Source organism: Arthrobacter sp. GW460-12-1-14-TSB2 (assembly GCF_059423525.1).
Genome location: NZ_JBWKYC010000020.1, coordinates 20,487 through 36,718, shown reverse-complemented (window position 1 = coordinate 36,718; position 16,232 = coordinate 20,487). Strand labels below are relative to the sequence as shown.

At 65.8% G+C, this 16,232-nt stretch carries 14 protein-coding genes; 4 read left to right on the top strand and 10 right to left on the bottom strand.

Translation table 11 applies throughout. The features are described from left to right. Window positions 1–125: 125 nt before the first annotated feature. The 8 genes from AC07YR_RS19475 to AC07YR_RS19440 form a co-directional block, all read right to left on the bottom strand. The gene (locus AC07YR_RS19475) at window positions 126–797 is read right to left on the bottom strand and encodes a nucleotide exchange factor GrpE (protein ID WP_055806877.1); all 672 of its coding nucleotides are present in this window, start codon (window positions 795–797) and stop codon (window positions 126–128) included. A gap of 2 nt (window positions 798–799) precedes the next feature. After that, the gene (dnaK, locus tag AC07YR_RS19470; protein WP_055806880.1) at window positions 800–2,671 is read right to left on the bottom strand and encodes a molecular chaperone DnaK; all 1,872 of its coding nucleotides are present in this window, start codon (window positions 2,669–2,671) and stop codon (window positions 800–802) included. A 286-nt stretch (window positions 2,672–2,957) separates the two neighbouring features. Next, window positions 2,958–3,413, bottom strand: a complete 456-nt coding sequence (locus AC07YR_RS19465) for a hypothetical protein (protein ID WP_494734949.1) — start codon at window positions 3,411–3,413, stop codon at window positions 2,958–2,960. Between the two features lie 186 nt (window positions 3,414–3,599). Then, complete coding sequence (gene arfA / locus AC07YR_RS19460) at window positions 3,600–5,135, bottom strand: arabinosylfuranosidase ArfA (protein WP_494734948.1); 1,536 nt, start codon at window positions 5,133–5,135, stop codon at window positions 3,600–3,602. Between the two features lie 55 nt (window positions 5,136–5,190). Next, entirely contained in the window at window positions 5,191–6,090 is a 900-nt protein-coding gene (locus AC07YR_RS19455) for a carbohydrate ABC transporter permease (protein ID WP_494734947.1), read from the bottom strand. 2 nt (window positions 6,091–6,092) lie between these two features. Beyond that, entirely contained in the window at window positions 6,093–7,037 is a 945-nt protein-coding gene (locus AC07YR_RS19450) for a carbohydrate ABC transporter permease (RefSeq protein WP_494734946.1), read from the bottom strand. Window positions 7,038–7,116: 79 nt separating this feature from the next. After that, entirely contained in the window at window positions 7,117–8,448 is a 1,332-nt protein-coding gene (locus AC07YR_RS19445; protein WP_494734945.1) for an extracellular solute-binding protein, read from the bottom strand. Between the two features lie 187 nt (window positions 8,449–8,635). Next, window positions 8,636–9,379, bottom strand: a complete 744-nt coding sequence (locus AC07YR_RS19440) for a TetR/AcrR family transcriptional regulator (RefSeq protein WP_494734944.1) — start codon at window positions 9,377–9,379, stop codon at window positions 8,636–8,638. A gap of 146 nt (window positions 9,380–9,525) precedes the next feature. Between AC07YR_RS19440 and AC07YR_RS19435 the strand changes: the two genes are divergently transcribed. Beyond that, window positions 9,526–10,455 (top strand): NAD-dependent epimerase/dehydratase family protein, encoded by a 930-nt coding sequence (locus tag AC07YR_RS19435; RefSeq protein WP_494734943.1) that lies wholly within the window; start codon window positions 9,526–9,528, stop codon window positions 10,453–10,455. 121 nt (window positions 10,456–10,576) lie between these two features. Here AC07YR_RS19435 and AC07YR_RS19430 read toward each other — a convergent pair whose 3' ends face one another. Continuing rightward, a complete protein-coding gene (locus AC07YR_RS19430; RefSeq protein WP_494734942.1) occupies window positions 10,577–12,793 on the bottom strand; it encodes an MMPL family transporter in 2,217 nt (738 codons plus the stop codon). Window positions 12,794–12,970: 177 nt separating this feature from the next. Between AC07YR_RS19430 and AC07YR_RS19425 the strand changes: the two genes are divergently transcribed. Continuing rightward, window positions 12,971–13,534, top strand: a complete 564-nt coding sequence (locus tag AC07YR_RS19425) for a MarR family winged helix-turn-helix transcriptional regulator (RefSeq protein ID WP_494734941.1) — start codon at window positions 12,971–12,973, stop codon at window positions 13,532–13,534. Here AC07YR_RS19425 and AC07YR_RS19420 read toward each other — a convergent pair. Beyond that, window positions 13,428–14,714, bottom strand: a complete 1,287-nt coding sequence (locus AC07YR_RS19420; RefSeq protein ID WP_494734940.1) for an APC family permease — start codon at window positions 14,712–14,714, stop codon at window positions 13,428–13,430. The two genes, AC07YR_RS19425 and AC07YR_RS19420, sit on opposite strands and share 107 nt — an antisense overlap. 126 nt (window positions 14,715–14,840) lie before the next feature. Here AC07YR_RS19420 and AC07YR_RS19415 point away from each other — a divergent pair, with 126 nt between their 5' ends. Further along, complete coding sequence (locus tag AC07YR_RS19415) at window positions 14,841–15,656, top strand: methyltransferase domain-containing protein (RefSeq protein ID WP_055807158.1); 816 nt, start codon at window positions 14,841–14,843, stop codon at window positions 15,654–15,656. Window positions 15,657–15,732: 76 nt separating this feature from the next. Further along, window positions 15,733–16,200 carry a hypothetical protein gene (locus tag AC07YR_RS19410; RefSeq protein ID WP_436058966.1) on the top strand — a complete coding sequence of 156 codons (468 nt, stop codon included), beginning with the start codon at window positions 15,733–15,735 and terminating at the stop codon, window positions 16,198–16,200. Window positions 16,201–16,232 lie beyond the last annotated feature (32 nt).

Here is a 16,232-nt window from a genome sequence, read left to right as displayed (position 1 = left end):
CCCCCCCCCCCCCCCCCCCCCCCACGCTCCGGCAGGCCCGATGCCACTCCCGGGGCCCATGTATCGCTCCGAGCCTGTAATCAACTCACCTTAGGCGACATTAGCCGCCCATGGCGCCGGTTGAGCTAGGCCGGCACTGCGACGATAACCTGTGCTGCCCGGAGGACCCGTTCGCCTGACTTGTAGCCGGAGCGCAGGACCTGGCTGACGGTGTCGATTTCGACGTCCGGGCCGGGCTGCTGGATGAGGGCTTCGTGGATCGTGGGATCGAACTCCACGCCGGTCTCATCGATGCGCACCAGGCCGTAGGTCTTCAGCGCGTTCTCCAGCTTGGCGGCGATCGCGGCGAACGGGCCGTCGGCGAGGTCGCCGTGCTGCCGGGCGGCGTCGACGTCGTCCAGTACCGGAAGCAGCGAGTTCAGGACGCCGATGACGGCCATCTCCCCTGCCACGGCACGGTCACGTTCCACGCGCTTGCGGTAGTTGACGTACTCGGCCTGCAGGCGGCGGAGGTCGTTCCTGAGTTCCTCCGCCTCCTCCGCGCCTACGCCCTGGGCCACCGATTCCTCGGCCGGAACCTCAACGCTGTTGAGGATGTCCTCGGCCTGGGACAGTGCGTCCCCGGAACCGTGACTTCCCGTGGCGGCGTGTTCCTGGTCAGGGTGGCGGGCCTGGCCGGTCTTCGGATCAACCTTGCGGTTGTCGTGGATCACCGGTTTCTGCGGCTCGTTCTCCTGGTTGTCGCGGCCATGGTCTTTGGAAGAGTGGTGCTCTTCTTCGTTACCGTGATGCGGCATGATTACTTCTTCTCGTCTTCGTCAACGATTTCGGCGTCGACGATGTCTTCATCGGCTTTGGCGTCACCGGACCCGGCGTGGGCACCTTCTGCACCTGCCGCACCCGTGGCGCCGTCCGGCGAACCGGCCTGGGCGTAGATGGCTTCGCCCAGCTTGCTCTGGGAAGCCTGCAGCTTCTCAAAGGCGGTCTTCACCGCTGCGTCGTCCGTGCCTTCAAGGGCCTTCTTCAGGGCGTCGACGTCGGCCTTGACCTCGGTCTTGACCTCTTCAGGCAGCTTGTCGGCGTTGTCCGCGATCAGCTTGTCCACGGAGTAGGCGAGCTGCTCGGCGGTGTTGCGGGTGTCGGTTGCCTCGCGGCGGGCCTTGTCCTCGGCTGCGTGCTCCTCGGCGTCCTTGACCATGCGGTCAATGTCTTCCTTGGACAGCGCGGTGCCGCCGGTGATGGTCATGGACTGTTCCTTGCCGGTGCCCTTGTCCTTCGCCGAGACGTGCACGATGCCGTTGGCGTCGATGTCGAAGGTGACCTCGACCTGCGGAACGCCACGGGGGGCCGGTGCGATGCCGGTCAGCTCGAACGTGCCCAGCGGCTTGTTGTCCCGGGTGAACTCGCGCTCGCCCTGGAAGACCTGGATGGCCACGGACGGCTGGTTGTCGTCAGCCGTGGTGAAGGTCTCGGAACGCTTGGTGGGGATGGCCGTGTTGCGCTCGATCAGGTGCGTCATGATGCCGCCCTTGGTTTCGATGCCGAGGGACAGCGGGGTGACGTCGATCAGGAGAACGTCCTTGCGCTCGCCCTTCAGCACGCCAGCCTGGAGGGCTGCGCCGACGGCGACGACCTCATCCGGGTTGACGCCCTTGTTGGGCTCCTTGCCGCCGGCGAGCTCCTTGACGAGTTCGTACACGGCGGGCATACGGGTGGAACCGCCCACGAGCACGATGTGGTCGATCTCGGAGAGCTTGATGCCGGCTTCCTTGATGACGTCCTGGAACGGCTTCTTGGTGCGGTCCAGCAGGTCCTTGGTCAGGTCCTGGAACTTGGCGCGGGTCAGCTGCTCGTCCAGGTGGACCGGGCCGTCGGGGGTGACGGAGAGGTACTGGAGGGAGACGTTGGTGCTGGTGGAGGAAGAGAGTTCCTTCTTGGCCTGCTCGGAGGCCTCGCGCAGGCGCTGCAGTGCGATCTTGTCCTTGGACAGGTCGATGCCCTTGACCTTGAGCTGGTTCAACAGGTAGTCAACGACGCGCTGGTCCCAGTCGTCGCCGCCGAGGTGGTTGTCACCGGCGGTGGCGCGGACCTGGATGGTGGAGAAGTTGTCTTCGTCCTTGCCGACTTCGAGGAGCGAGACGTCGAAGGTTCCGCCGCCGAGGTCGAAGACGAGGATGAGTTCGTCTTCCTTGCCCTTGTCGAGGCCGTAGGCCAGGGCCGCAGCGGTGGGCTCGTTGACAATGCGGAGGACGTTGAGGCCGGCGATTTCACCGGCTTCCTTGGTGGCCTGGCGCTGGGCGTCGTTGAAGTACGCAGGAACGGTGACGACGGCGTCGGTGACCTTTTCGCCCAAGTAGGACTCGGCGTCGTTCTTCAGCTTCATCAGGATGCGCGCGGAGATTTCCTGCGCGGTGTACTTCTTGTCGTCAATTCCGACGGTCCAGTCGGTGCCCATGTGGCGCTTGACGGAGGCGATGGTGCGGTCGATGTTGTTGACGGCCTGGCGCTTGGCGATCTCGCCGACCAGGACTTCGCCGGACTTGGAGAACGCAACGACGGACGGCGTGGTGCGGCCACCCTCGGCGTTGGCAATAACGGTGGGCTCGCCACCTTCGAGAACGGAGACGACGGAGTTGGTGGTTCCGAGGTCGATACCTACTGCACGTGACATGTGTTGCTTCCTTCTTTCCGTGGAAACGCTGGTCGAGATTCAGGCACGCCCACTGATTGAGCGATCTACACTCAACTCTACCCACGGCCGGATTTAAGTCAATCCAAAGTTGAGCCACATCCGCTCAACTTTGGATTTGGACGTCACGGCGCGGGCGCAGGGGAGGCCGGAAAATCGCGCCGATCCGCAGAATTCCGCCGGGGAAAGCTGACTACGGGCGAGGGTTTCGCTGTGCGTGAAACCCTCTCCCGGGCGTCACTCGCGGTCCGCGGGAGCGGGTCAACAGTCAGGGAGTGTCTCGCGGCAAGTCGTCGTCGACGGCTTCGTCCTTCACAGGCACTTCGTCCTCGACGAGCCTGTGCTCCTCGGCAGCCGGGGCTTCAGCAGTGCCGGCCGTACCGGCAGTACCGGCAGTACCGGCAGTACCGGCAGTACCGTAGTCGCCGTCCGGATACTCTGCTTCGTCGCCTGTCACCAGGTTCTCGCCGGTGGCGCCGGCCTTGCCGTAGTCGCCGGCTTCGTACTCGCCTTCGACGCCGCCCGCCGCCTGCTCCTGGCCGGCTCCGGCCACCCCGTAGTCGCCAGACTCATACCCACCTTCGACGGCCCCCGCCGCCTCATCCGGAACAGCGCCGGCCGCTCCGTAGTCGCCTTCGACGTACTGGCCGCTGTCCCCCTCGGCTGTCGGCGCGGGTTCGGCGTTCTGCTGCTTTTTTGCTTCAAATTCACTGTTCTCTGACACTGACGGATCCCTCCTGGAAGCATCGGACGCCCGGACGGGCGCACGGGCAGTCTATCCACCGGCCCGGCGCTTCAACAGGGGCGCACGGCACGGATCCCGGCCCGAACGCCAGCCCGCAGACCGACGGCGGGCGGCCCCGAAAGGTGCCGCCCGCCGTCGTGCGTTCCTGCGCCGGATCGCCGCTGTTTAGTCGCGCACGACCTCCAGTTCGATGGCCGTCCAGGACAGGGCCGGCAGGGTGGCCCGGACTTCGCCGCCGGCGGCCTTGACGCCTTCCAGCGGGACGAGGCCCACTGCACCGGGGTTTGCCTGCGTGTTGGTGATGAACCGGTCGGCACCGTCCGGGATGCGAAGCACGTCAGCCCGGACCACCTGCCGGGCGTCGAAGCCGCGAAGGACCACTTCGACGTCGGCGGCTTCTTCCAGTCCGCGGTTGGCCAGGAACAGCGCGATGCGGCCGGTTTCCTCGTTCCAGGTGGCACTGACGTCCACGAGGTCGGCATCGCCGAACTTGGCGTTGCTGTACTTGTCCGAGTCCACGGCGAGCCGGAGGATCTGACCGTGCGCCAGCTCAGCCATGCGGGCGAAGGGATGGAAGATGGTCTGCTTCCATGCCGGGCCGTTTTCCTCGCTGAGGATGGGGGCGATCACGTTGACCAGCTGCGCCTGGTTGGCGATCTTGACGCGGTCACCGTGCCGGAGCAGGGAGTTCAGGAAGGTCCCGACGACGACCGCGTCCGTCACGTTGTACTGGTCCTCGATGACGCGCGGGTGCTCACGCCAGCCGTGCTTACCCACCTGCTCAGGGCTGTCGGCATCGCCCGGCCGGGTGTACCAGACGTTCCACTCGTCGAAGGACAGGTTGATGTGCTTCTTGTGCTTGCCCTTGGCCCGGACGGCGTCCGCGGTGGCGACCACGGATTCGATGAAGTAGTCCATGTCCACCGCGCTGGCCAGGAAACTGCCGGCGTCGCCGTCGTGCTCCTGGTAGTAGGCGTGCAGCGAGACATAGTCCACCTGCTCGTAGGTGTGGGTCAGGACCGTCTGCTCCCAGGCGCCGAAGGTGGGCATCCCCGAGTTGGAGCTGCCGCACGCCACGAGTTCGATGTCCGGATCCACGAAGCGCATGGCCTTGGCGGCCTCCTGCGCCAGCCGGCCGTATTCCTCGGCGGTCTTGTGCCCGATCTGCCAGGGTCCGTCCATCTCGTTGCCGAGGCACCACAGCTTGATGTTGAACGGATCCTCGTGGCCGTTCTTGCGGCGCAGGTCGGACAGCCGGGTGCCGGACTGAATATTGGCGTATTCCACGAGCTCACGGGCTGCGTCGACGCCGCGGGTGCCCAGGTTGACCGCTTCCATGACCTCCACGCCGGCTTCCCGGGACCAGTCCACAAATTCGTGCAGGCCGAAGGCGTTCGTTTCCAGCGTGTGCCAGGCGCCGTCAAGCCGGCGCGGCCGCTCCGCCACGGGCCCGACGCCGTCCTCCCAGTTGTAGCCGGAGACGAAGTTGCCGCCGGGATAGCGGACCACGGTGGCGCCAAGCTCCTTGACGAGGTCCATGACGTCGCGGCGGAAACCGCGCTCATCGGCCCGGGGATGCCCCGGTTCGTAGATGCCGGTGTAGACACAGCGGCCCATGTGCTCGACGAAGGATCCGAAGATCCGGCGGGGAACCTCGGCTACGGTGAAGTCGCGGTCAATGGTGATGCGTGCGCGGGACATTTTGCTCCTGTCCTGGTTTTGGCTTGGGTTGGATGGTGCGGGGTGTCGGGATGGCTTAGGTGCCGGCCAGGCCGGTGGTGGCCACGCCCCTGATGATCTGCCGCTGGAAAAAGAGGAAGACGACGATCAGCGGCAGTGCGGCCAGCAGCGCTGACGCCATGTTCTGGGCGTACTGGATGCCGTAGGCGCTCTTGATGGTCTGCAGGCCCACCGGCAGGGTGAGCAGCGAGCTCTCGTTGGTGGCGATGAACGGCCACAGGAAGTTGTTCCAGGCCCCGATGAACACGAAGATCGCGACGGCGGCCAGGATGGGCCGGGACAGCGGCAGCACGATCGTGGTGAAGATCCGCAGCCGTCCGGCGCCGTCCATCAGCGCGGCTTCCTCGAGTTCCCGCGGGATCTGGTCAAAGAATTTCTTGAGCACGAACACCATGGGCGAGTGGATCACCTGCGGGAGGATCAGGGCCCAGTAGGTGTCGATCAGGTTCAGGGACTGCATCTGCTGGAACAGCGGGATGATCAGCACCGGCGGCGGGATGATGATGGAGGCCACGATCACGCCCATCAGCATCCTCTTCCCGCGGAAATCGATCCGCGAAATGGCGTAGGCGACGGACGCTGAAATCACCAGCGTGATGGCAGTGATGGCCGCTGACGTGAACAGCGAATTGAGCGTCCAGGTGGGAATATTGCCGCTCTGCAGCACTTTGGCAAAGGCATCGAGGGTAAAGCCCGACGCCGGAATCCAGCTGATGGGGGTGGACGCGGCGTCGGTTTCGCTCTTCAGCGCGGTGACAGTGGCCCAGGCAAAGGGCACCAGCCACGCAACAGCGAGGACAGACACGACCACGGTGGCAAGGACGCGGGACAGCGGGATCTTCGCACGCCGGTTGGCCACGGTTTCGGCGTAGCCCTTGGGCTGGAGCGCGGGTTTGGAAAGTGTGGTGGTGGCCATGGCTAGGCGCTCCTTTTCCGTGTGATGAAGACCTGCGCCAGCGCGATGAGCAGGATCAGGCCGAAGAAGATGTAGGAAATGGCTGCGGAGTAGCCCAGCCGGTAGCCCGTGAAACCGGCCTCGAAGATGTACTGCACGATAGAACGCGTCGCTCCGCCCGGTCCGCCTTCGGTCATCTGGTAAATCTGGTCGAAGACCTTCAAGGACGCGAGGATCTGGAGGATCACGATCATCACTGTGGTGGGGCCGAGCTGGGGAAGGCTGATGGAGAAGAACTGGCGCCAGCCTCCGGCGCCGTCGAGCGAGGCGGCTTCATAGTGCTGCTGCGGGATGTTCTGCAGCGCGGCCAGGTACAGGAGGAAGTTGAAGCCGACGGTCCACCACACTGTGGCGATCACCACGGCCCACATCGCCACCGCGGGATCGTTCAGCCACGCCACCGGCGGAATGCCCAGATTTGCGAGCATGTCGTTGAACAGCCCTAGCTCCGGGTTGTACATCCAGGCAAAGAAAAGCGAGACCACGGTGGAGGCGAGCAGGAACGGGGAGAAGAAGGAGAGCCGCCACAGCCACTGCGCGGGAAGGCCCATATTGACCAGTGCTGCCAGCGCCAGGGCGATGACCACCAGAGGCACAGTGCTGATCAGTGTGAAGTACAGCGTGTTCCCCAGCGATCGCCACATGTCCGAGTCGGCGAACGCCTCGCTGTAGTTGGCCAGGCCGATGAACCCGCTATTGGCGCCCGTGAGGGACTTTCCGGTCAGGCTCATGACTGCCCCGGAAATCATGGGCCAGACCAGGAACATCAGGAAGAAGGCCAGGAACGGGGCGGAGAAGGCCCAGCCGTGAATGTTGTCACGCCGGGAGCGCAGTGATTTCGCCACGGGTGCTGGTTTTGCTGCGGGCGCTGGTTTTGCTGCGGGCGCTGTGGTGCGGGCAGTGCTCATGAGGACTCCTTTGTCACGGACTTTGCCACGGGCGGGTCAAGGTTCAGGCGGGATTCGGCGGCGGATTCGGCGGCCATGCTCACACCGGGTTCGGCATCGCAAGGACAGTGTTGATGCGCTTCATAAAGGCATCCCAGCCGTCCGCGGCCTTGTCCCGTCCGAGGAACACGTTCTGGACGTTCTCGGCGAAGTAGCCTTGGAAATCGGATCCCGAACCGGTGAACCAGGCCACGGGATCGTAGTTGATGATGTCCGCCGCCCGGGCATAGTCCGCCTGCGGCTTCAGTGCCGCGTATTCCTTGGACTTCACCACCGGCTGGTAGGCCGGGATGTGTCCGGCTTCGGCCCAGCTCAGGGAACCCTTGAGCATCGACGCCACAAACTGGTAGACGCCGCGGCGCTTTGTTTCGTCCAGCCTGGCCTGGTGCGGCAGCACGAACGAGTGCGAGTCGGCGAAGGCTGCCGGCGTTCCAAAGAGGGTCGGGATGGTGCTGGCACCGAACGGAACACCTGCTGTCTTCATGGTGGGCAGCTCCCACACACCGGTAAAAAGCAGCCCCGACCCCGAGCCGGCGAACTCCGCGATGGCAGTCCCGCCGTCGCCGCTTTTCGTGGAGATGGTGTTGTCCAGCAGAGACGTGATGAACTCCAGGCAGTCGATGGCGACGTCCCGCTCCACCTGGGCGGGTTTGCCCGGCTCCAGCACGAAGTCCGCGCCATGTTGGCGGTAGAGCGTGTAGAACAGCCGCCACATCTGCGCGCCGTCGCCCAGGTATCCGTAGGAGAGCCCGTGCTTGCCGGTGACACGCTGCAGTTCACGGCTTACCTCCAGGAACTGCGACTGAGAGGAGATCTCAGCCAGCCGGCCGTCCTTCCCCAGGACGCCGGCCTTGTCCGCCACTTCGGTGTTGTAGAGCATCACGAACGGGTGTGAGTCCAATGCCAGCGAAAATACCTTGCCGTTGAACTGGCTCTTCTCCCAGATCCTGGGGCCGAAGTCCTCCGGACGCACGCCGAACTCCGCCAGCAGGTCCAGGTCCCAGGCATCCAGCAGTCCGCCGGGAGCGTAGCCCGGCACCCTGGCGGCATGCATCACGGCCACCTCCGGGGGCCGGCCGCCGGCGGAGGCCATGGCCAGCTTGGTGTAATACGGCGCACCCCATGCCAGCACGGTGGGCTTGACCCTGAAGTCTGCGTGGTCCGTGTTGACCTTGTCGATCATGGCCATCATCTTGATGCCGTCTCCGCCGGAGAGCAGGTGCCAGAAGCGGATGTCGTTGGCCGCCGCCTGGGCCGCGCCCCCGCAGCCCGTCAGGCTCGCTCCGAGGGTAAGGCTGCCTGCGAGCACCCCGCCCCCGAGCAGCAATTGCCTGCGGGTCATTTGCATCGGGCGTGAATCAACTTGCTTCACCGTCACTCCTTTGGACGTAGCCGTTGGTAAAAATCGCCGACTGTCCGGCTGCTGCGGCCCTTCGGGGCGGGCCGGACAACTGTGGGCTGAAACACACTTTATATCGTTGTAAATCGAGATACAAGAAGAATTTGTTAGCGCTCACAAAGTGGGAGTTGCCACTCTCCTTCTTCCGAGGCGGCACCAGTCATTCGAGTCCGGCTATACCGGCCAGCACCTGCAGATGGTGCTCGAATAATGCGTCTTTCGCCACAAAGGTGCCCTCCCCGTACTGGCCAAAGATTTCGAAGCTGATGGCACCGAAGAGGGAAGTCCAGACCAGCGCACCGCGCGCCAGCAGCCCGTCCGGAATAGCCAGCCCGAGCTCTTCCCGGATCGCCGCCAGGTCGCCCGCCAACAGGGGCGGCACCGCGGGCGCATGCACCCCGGCCGCAGGCACCGGTCCGGAGCGCAAAGCGCCCGCCCGCCAGGCGGCGTCGACGATGGCAGTCAGGCTGCGGATCACCCTGGTCCCGGGTCCGGTGGTCCGCTCCGCCGGGGCCCGGTACCCGGGCACCGGACTGCCGAACAGCAGTGCATAGCGGGCGGGCTCACGGACGGCCCAGTCGCGGACGGCGCGCCCCAGCGCCTGGAACCGCCCGGCAAAATCCGTTTCGGCCACGCGGGCGACGGCGTCATCCACTTCGTCGCCCAGCTCGCCGTATGCGTCGATCAGCAGCAGGGTGAGCAGCTCGTCCCGGTTTTGTACGTAGCGGTACACGGCCGAGGACACCACGCCGAGGTCCCGGGCCACCGCCCGCAGCGACAGGGCCGCCGCGCCATGGACGGCCAGGTGCTCCCGGCCCAGCCGGACAATGTCGGCGGTGGTCTGTGCCCGGGCGCGTTCCCGCGGCGTACGCGGCGCAGGGGTGGAGTCGTTGATGGCTGACATGCCTCCAGCATTCCACGATTCAGAGCACTGTCAACAATTGAGAGCAGTGCTCTTGACTTTGAGGGCCCTGCCGAGCATCCTTATTTCGAGAGCGGCGCTCTCAAAGATTCCAGAGCAGACTGAAGATCCCGAGAAAAGAGAATCCAATGCCCGAACTTTATGTGGTCACCGGCGCCGGCCCGGTGGGCTGGACCGTGGCAGAGCAGCTTGCGGGCCAGGGCAAGCGCGTGCGGGTACTCACCCGTTCCGGCAGCGGCCCGGACCACGCCCTCATCGAGAGGATGTCCGTAGACGTCGCCAATCCAGCACTACTGGGGGAAGCGTTTGCCGGAGCGGCCGCCGTCTTCCATTGCATCCACGGCTCCGCCTACGCTGCGGACGCATGGCAGCGGGAGCTCCCCCGGGCAGAGGAAGCCGTGCTGGCGGCGGCCGGCGGGGCGGGCGCCGTCGTCGTATTTCCAGAAAGCCTGTACTCCTACAGCAGGCCGGACGCTGTGATGGCGGAGGACAGCCCCCGCGAGGCGCAGGGCGGAAAGCGCGGGGTCCGGACAGCGCTGCTGAAGGCGCGCGCAGCCTCCCCCACGAATACCGTCAGCGTGGTGGCGGGCGATTTCTTCGGCCCGCGCGTTCGGACCTCCCACGCCGGCCAGCGCATCGTGCCGGCGGTGCTGGCCGGAAAGCGGCTGCTGGTGATCGGCAGCGCGGACCAGCCGCATTCCTTCACGTACGTGCCGGACCTTGCCGCTGCAATGATCCGCGCCGCGCAGACGCCGGCTTTGTGGAACCGGGTGTGGCACGCGCCCACAGGCCCGGCGGTCACCCAGCGCCGGCTTGCAGCGGCCTTCGCGGAAGCCGGCGGGGTGCCCGCTCCCAAAATGGGCGCAGTGCCGGGCTGGGCGCTCCGGGCCATCGGATTGTTCTCCGGCGGCACCCGCGAGCTGGCCGAGATGCTGTACCAGTTCGAGCGGCCGTTCGTCATGGATTCGCACGTGAGCGAGGCCGCCCTGGGCCTGCATCCGACTCCGCTGCCGGAAGCCGCAGCGGCCACTGTGGCGTGGTGGCGGGCGCAGGGCTGAGCCGTTGGAGGTCACGCAGAGCAGGCTTTTGGCCAACCAAGAAGGGTGCGGCCGCGTAAATTCACGGCCGCACCCTGAGTGGAGTCCTAAAAATGCGCGTGGCGTGACGCCGCCACTGCGCCTAACTGCGCGCGGCGCCCTCCAGATCCGTTTCCAGGCTGCCCTTGGCATCACGTGAGCCGCCGGATGCCCGCCCGTCGTCGTCCAGCCGCCCCAGCTTGCTGGGCCACCAGATCCGTCCGCCCAGGTCGTAGGCAAGCGCCGGGACCAGCAACGAGCGAACCAGCACCGTGTCCAGCAGGACCCCGAAGGCCACGATGAAGGCGAGCTGGACCAGGAACATGATGGGGATGACGCCCAGCGCCGCGAACGTTGCGGCGAGGACCACACCCGCGGACGTAATGACGCCGCCGGTCACACCGAGTCCTCGCAGGATCCCGGGCCTGGTGCCGTGCTTGAGGGACTCCTCCCGGACCCTGCTCATCAGGAAGATGTTGTAGTCCACGCCCAGTGCCACCAGGAAAACGAAGCCGAACAGCGGAACCGTGGCATCGGCCCCCGGGAACCCGAAGATGTTGTTGAACACCAGGGCTGAAACTCCCATGGCGGCGGCGTAGGAAAGAACCACTGAGGCCACGAGCAGAACCGGAGCCAGCACGGAGCGCAGCAGCAGAATGAGGATCAGCAGGATGACGGCGAGGACCACAGGGATAATGACGATCAGGTCGCGCTGGGCCGTGGTGTTGGTGTCCAGCGCAGTGGCCGTGACACCGCCCACCAGCGCGCCGTCGTCGATCTTCTTCAGATCCTCGCGGAGCTTCACCACGACGTTCTCGGCGTCGCTGGAGTCCGCCGCGTAGTTCAGGGTGGCGTTGATCAGAACCTTCCCCTCGCGGACATCAGGTGCGCTTGGGGCACCCGGGGCCCCTGTGATCAGCATGCTCCCCCCCGCCAGAAGGTAGGCATCGCCGACGCCGTCGGTCGCCTTGGTCTTGTCCAGCACCTCCTGCGCCTTCGCTTCGTCGGCGACGATCACCGCGGGGCTGCCGGAGCCGGCATCGAAATGGCGCGCCAGGGCGTCCTGGCCGTCCACCGCGTTGGAGGCGGTGAGGATGACATCCGTCTGCGGCACTCCGTTGGCCTTCAGCTGAAGGATGCCCGCGGAAGCCGCCAGGAGCAGGAGCACCGACGCGACCCAGACGGCACGGGGCCGGCGGGAAACGAGGGAGCCGGTGGCCCGCCACAGGCCCTTCTGGCCTTCGAGGCCGGTGACCAGTTCCGGTTCGCGCTCGGTCTCCGGAATCAGCTTGGGACGGAACGGCCAGAAGGCGGCGCGGCCCAGCAGGGCCATCAGGGCCGGGAGCAGGGTGAGGGCTGCAAAAAGCGAGCACAGGATACCGGCGGCGGCCACCGGACCTAGCGCCTTGTTGGAGTTGAGATCGGAAAAGAGCAGGCACAGCAGGGCAATGATCACCGTGGCACCCGAGGCCAGGATGGGTTCAAAGGAGGCTTTCCAGGCCGTCAGGACGGCGGAAGTGCGGTTGGTGGTGTGGGTCAGCGCTTCGCGGAACCTGGCCACATAGAGCAGGGCATAGTCCGTCGCCGCACCGATCACCAGGATGGAGAGGATGCCCTGGCTTTGGCCGCTGAGCTGGATCCAGCCAAGCTTGGCCATGCCGAACACCAGCAGGATGGCCGCACACAGCGCGAACACCGACGTGAAAAGCACCGCGATGGGAAGGAGCAACGAGCGGTACACAATCAGCAGGATGATGAACACGGCAGCGAGTGCCACCAGCAGCAGGATGCCGTCGATGCCCGCGAAGGCGCTCACCAGGTCAGCCGTGAGTCCGGCGGGGCCCGTGACGAATGTCTGCATTCCGTCCGGGGCTGACGCCTGAACTTCCTGGCGGAGCTCCTGGACGATTTCCTTGACCTCCCCCGACGAGGATATGGGCACTACGAACTGGACCGCCTTGCCGTCCTCCGACGGGATGGGCCCGAGAACCGCGCTGCCTGCCTGCAGTTCCGCGAGCTTGTCCTTGAGGGCGGCGGACTCGCCCAGTTGCGCAGGAGTGAAGGCAGAGTCGCTTTCGACGACGATGACGGCCGGTATCTCGTCAGAGTCCCTGAACTTTGCCTGCCAGTCCTGGGCTTCGGTGGCCTCGGCGCCGGCAGGCAGGAAGGACGCCTGGTCATTGGAGGACACTTCGTCGAGGCGGCCGAAAGTGGGTCCGCCGACGCCGGCGATGGCCAGCCAGGTGATGACGAGCAGTACGGGGACCAGCCAGCGGAGCCAGAACGGGACGTGCGCGGTGCCGGGATGCCTCTGTTTCATGTGTCCTTCTGGGGTGACTCGGAGGAGTAGAATTTACTCCATAGTAGACTATCTCCATCATGGAGATAAGCACTTCGGCACAAATAGTTGCTCAGAGCCGTCGGTGAGAGAATTTTGGCTAGGCTGGCGCAGTTGCCCAGCCACTACCGAACACGCCATTGCAGAAGGAGGGTCGCCGTGTCAGAAGAGTCATCCGAGCGCCCCGAACCGGCCGCGCCCCAGGGCCTCGTCCGGCTGCTGCAGGAGTTCACGCTCGAGGCCAACCGGTATGTGGACTCCGCCGGCGGACGCAATGACATGCACCGCACGGACCTCAATGCCCTGGCGGTGATCATGCGCCATGCCGCCAAGGACCAGATTGTCACCCCCGGTGTGCTCCGCAAGGAACTCAACCTCAGCTCCCCCGCCACCACGGCGCTCATCGACCGGCTGCACGGTTCGGGACACGTGGTGCGCGAACGCCAGGGAGCGGACCGCCGGCAGGTCCAGCTTCGGATGACGCCCAAGGCCTACCGCGACGGTGGCGCCATGTTCCTTCCGCTGGCCCGCCACATGGACGCCGCCATGGCGGAGTTCACCGCAGCGGAGCTGGAGGTCGCCGCCCGCTTCATGGAATCCATGATCGGGGCGACCATCAGCGCAGCACAGGAAGCGGCCGCGCAGGAACCGGCAGGAAACGCGCCCCCGACCACACCGCAGCAGCGGACAGCAGCGCCGGAACCGCCAGCGCCCAGCCACTAAAAAGCAGGATCAGCAGCATCACCCCGGCAGCAACGATGACCCCGAACCACGCCGGCGTCCCGGGCCGCAGCAGCCGCGTGCCCGCAGCGAGCCCGAAGGCCGTCACCGCGGTGAAGCAGGCCGAGGCCGCGCCGATCTGGAACTGCATGCTGGCCAGCCCGGACACTGCCGCCCCGAACGACAGGAAAGTCATCCCGGCCAGGACGGCGAGGCTCACCGAAGGCACCTCGCCCGGCCCGCCGCCGCGAGCCATCGCCGGCGGCAGCACGCCGTCGGCCGCCAGCCTGGAACCGAGCCGGCTGGCGCCGGCAATGAACGTGTTGAGCGGGCCGAATGTCAGCACAGCCGCAGCAACCGCGGTCAGCGGGGCAGCCAGCGGCCCCAGCCCCTTTTCGAGCAGGTCGGCGACCGGCACCGCGCTTCCGGGCAGGGCCGGGCCCAGCACGGCCACCGAGGCTGCCACGACCCCGATGTACACCACACCGACGACGACGAGCGTCAGCCACGTGGCGCGCCTGAGGTCGCGGCCGGGATCGCGGAACTCGGCCGCCAGGTGCGTCACTGCCTCCCACCCGGCGAAGCAGAAAAACAGCAGGCTGGCCACTCCGCCCACGGCCCAGTAGCCGTGCGGCGCGAACGGTTGGAAATTCTCCGCTTTCGCTAACGGGGCGGCCACGGCAACGGCGAGCGCCAGCAGCGCCACGAGCAGGACCATCAGCACCAGTTGGAGGCGGCTGGACAACCTTATTCCGACGGCGTTGCTCGCGAACCCGGCCGCCAGCAGCAGCGCCGCGGCCACTAGCGCAGTCCCCTGGCCGCCGCCCAGTGCATTGGCGATGTAGTTGCCGCCGATCACCGCCGTGGCGGGAGCGCCAAACGGAATCGCGAAGTAGAACAGGTAGCCGGCAACCACCGAGGCGCGGCGCCCGAAAGCCCGGGTCACAAAGTGGGCAATCCCGCCGGCGTCGGGCTCCTGGCGGCTCATCTCAGCGAAGCTGAAGGCGACGGGTGTGCAGAACACCAGCAACGCCGCCCAGGCCAGCAGCGAGGCCGGACCCGCTTCCCGGGCGGCGATGGCCGGGAGCACCAGGATGCCCGATCCGAGGATTGCGCCCACATAGATGCCTGTTGCCCGGAACAGCCCGAGCCCCGCTGAACTGCCGGCTTTGTTGTTTCCCACTCCTCCAATCTTCCGCAGAACGGCGGGCCGCAGAAGCGGGGAAACTGACGGCGAAGCACAATTAACTGCCTGTTTTGGTCCGCCGGATTGCCGCGCATTTTCCCGTCGGGGCGGTAGCGTTTCCTTATGAGTGCGCAGCAGCCTGAAGATGTGTACACGCACGGACACCATGAGTCCGTGGTCCGTGCCCATGCCTCACGGACGGCCGAGAATTCCGCCGCGTTCGTGATCCCGTACCTTGCCCCGGGCAGCTCGGTCCTGGACGTGGGCTGCGGGCCGGGCAGCATCACCTGCGACTTCGCCGCCCTCGTGGCGCCCGGGCACGTCACCGGGCTGGACCGCTCCCCGGATGTGATCACCCACGCCGCCGAACTGGCCGCCGAACGCAGTGTGGATAACGTCGAGTTCGTGGCCGGGAACATCTACGATCTGGACTTCGACGACGAAACGTTCGACGTCGTCCACGCCCACCAGGTGCTCCAGCACCTCACAGACCCTGTTGAGGCTTTGCGCGAAATGCGCCGGGTAGCCAAGCCGGGCGGCATCGTGGCAGTGCGCGACGCCGATTTCCACGGGATGAGCTGGTACCCCGCCATCCCGGAATTGGACGAATGGATGGAGCTGTACCAGCGCATTGCCCGCCGCAACGGCGCCGAACCCGACGCCGGACGCCGCCTGGTCTCATGGGCGCAGGCGGCGGGATTCACGGATGTGGCCCCCACCAGCAGCAACTGGCTGTACGCCACGGGCCAGCAGCGCCGGTGGCAGGCCCGGGTCTGGGGCGAACGGGTACTGCACTCGGCTTTCGCGGACCAGGCTCTTGAGTACGGCTTCGCTAACGCCGCTGACCTTGCCCGGATCTCCGCAGGCTGGCACCGCTGGGGTTCCACCGACGACGGCTGGTTCCTGATCCCCAACGGCGAGGTCATCGCGCGGGCCTGAATGCGCGGTGGTGCCGATTTCCACATAGGGCACCAACCCTGTGGGCCGCGCCCACTGCCGGGAATAGCCTCAAGAAATGATCATTCAAGCAGGCTTTGACCTTCAGATCCTGGCCCGGCCGCTCATAGTTCAAGCAGGAAAGATCCTCCCCAGGCTTGTGGTGATCCGGCTTGACTCTGAGATGCAGCTGGACGGCGTAGAGGTTGTTAGTGAGGGATTTAGCGGATCGCTGGAACCCCATTTCGATGCAATTCTGGCTGCACTGGACCCTGAGTGGACCAAGTACTTTGCGATCGCCCATGCCGGAACATGGACGGAGAATTGCTTTCCATGGGACATCCCGATCCTTGAGGAGGCAGGGGAACTGGAAACGGTGGCGGCCCGTCGCGGATTCCAGATGATCGGACATTTTGGCCAGGACGAAACCGGATACATGTCTGCCCGAGCGCATTCCTACTTTGACCAATACCCGAGCTATGACGAGCTCCCCTGCACCATGACGCACTGGGTGAATTCGAAGGCCAGCACCTGTTGGTACTGCTGAGTCTGACGAATCTTTAGGCAGCCCGTTCCCTG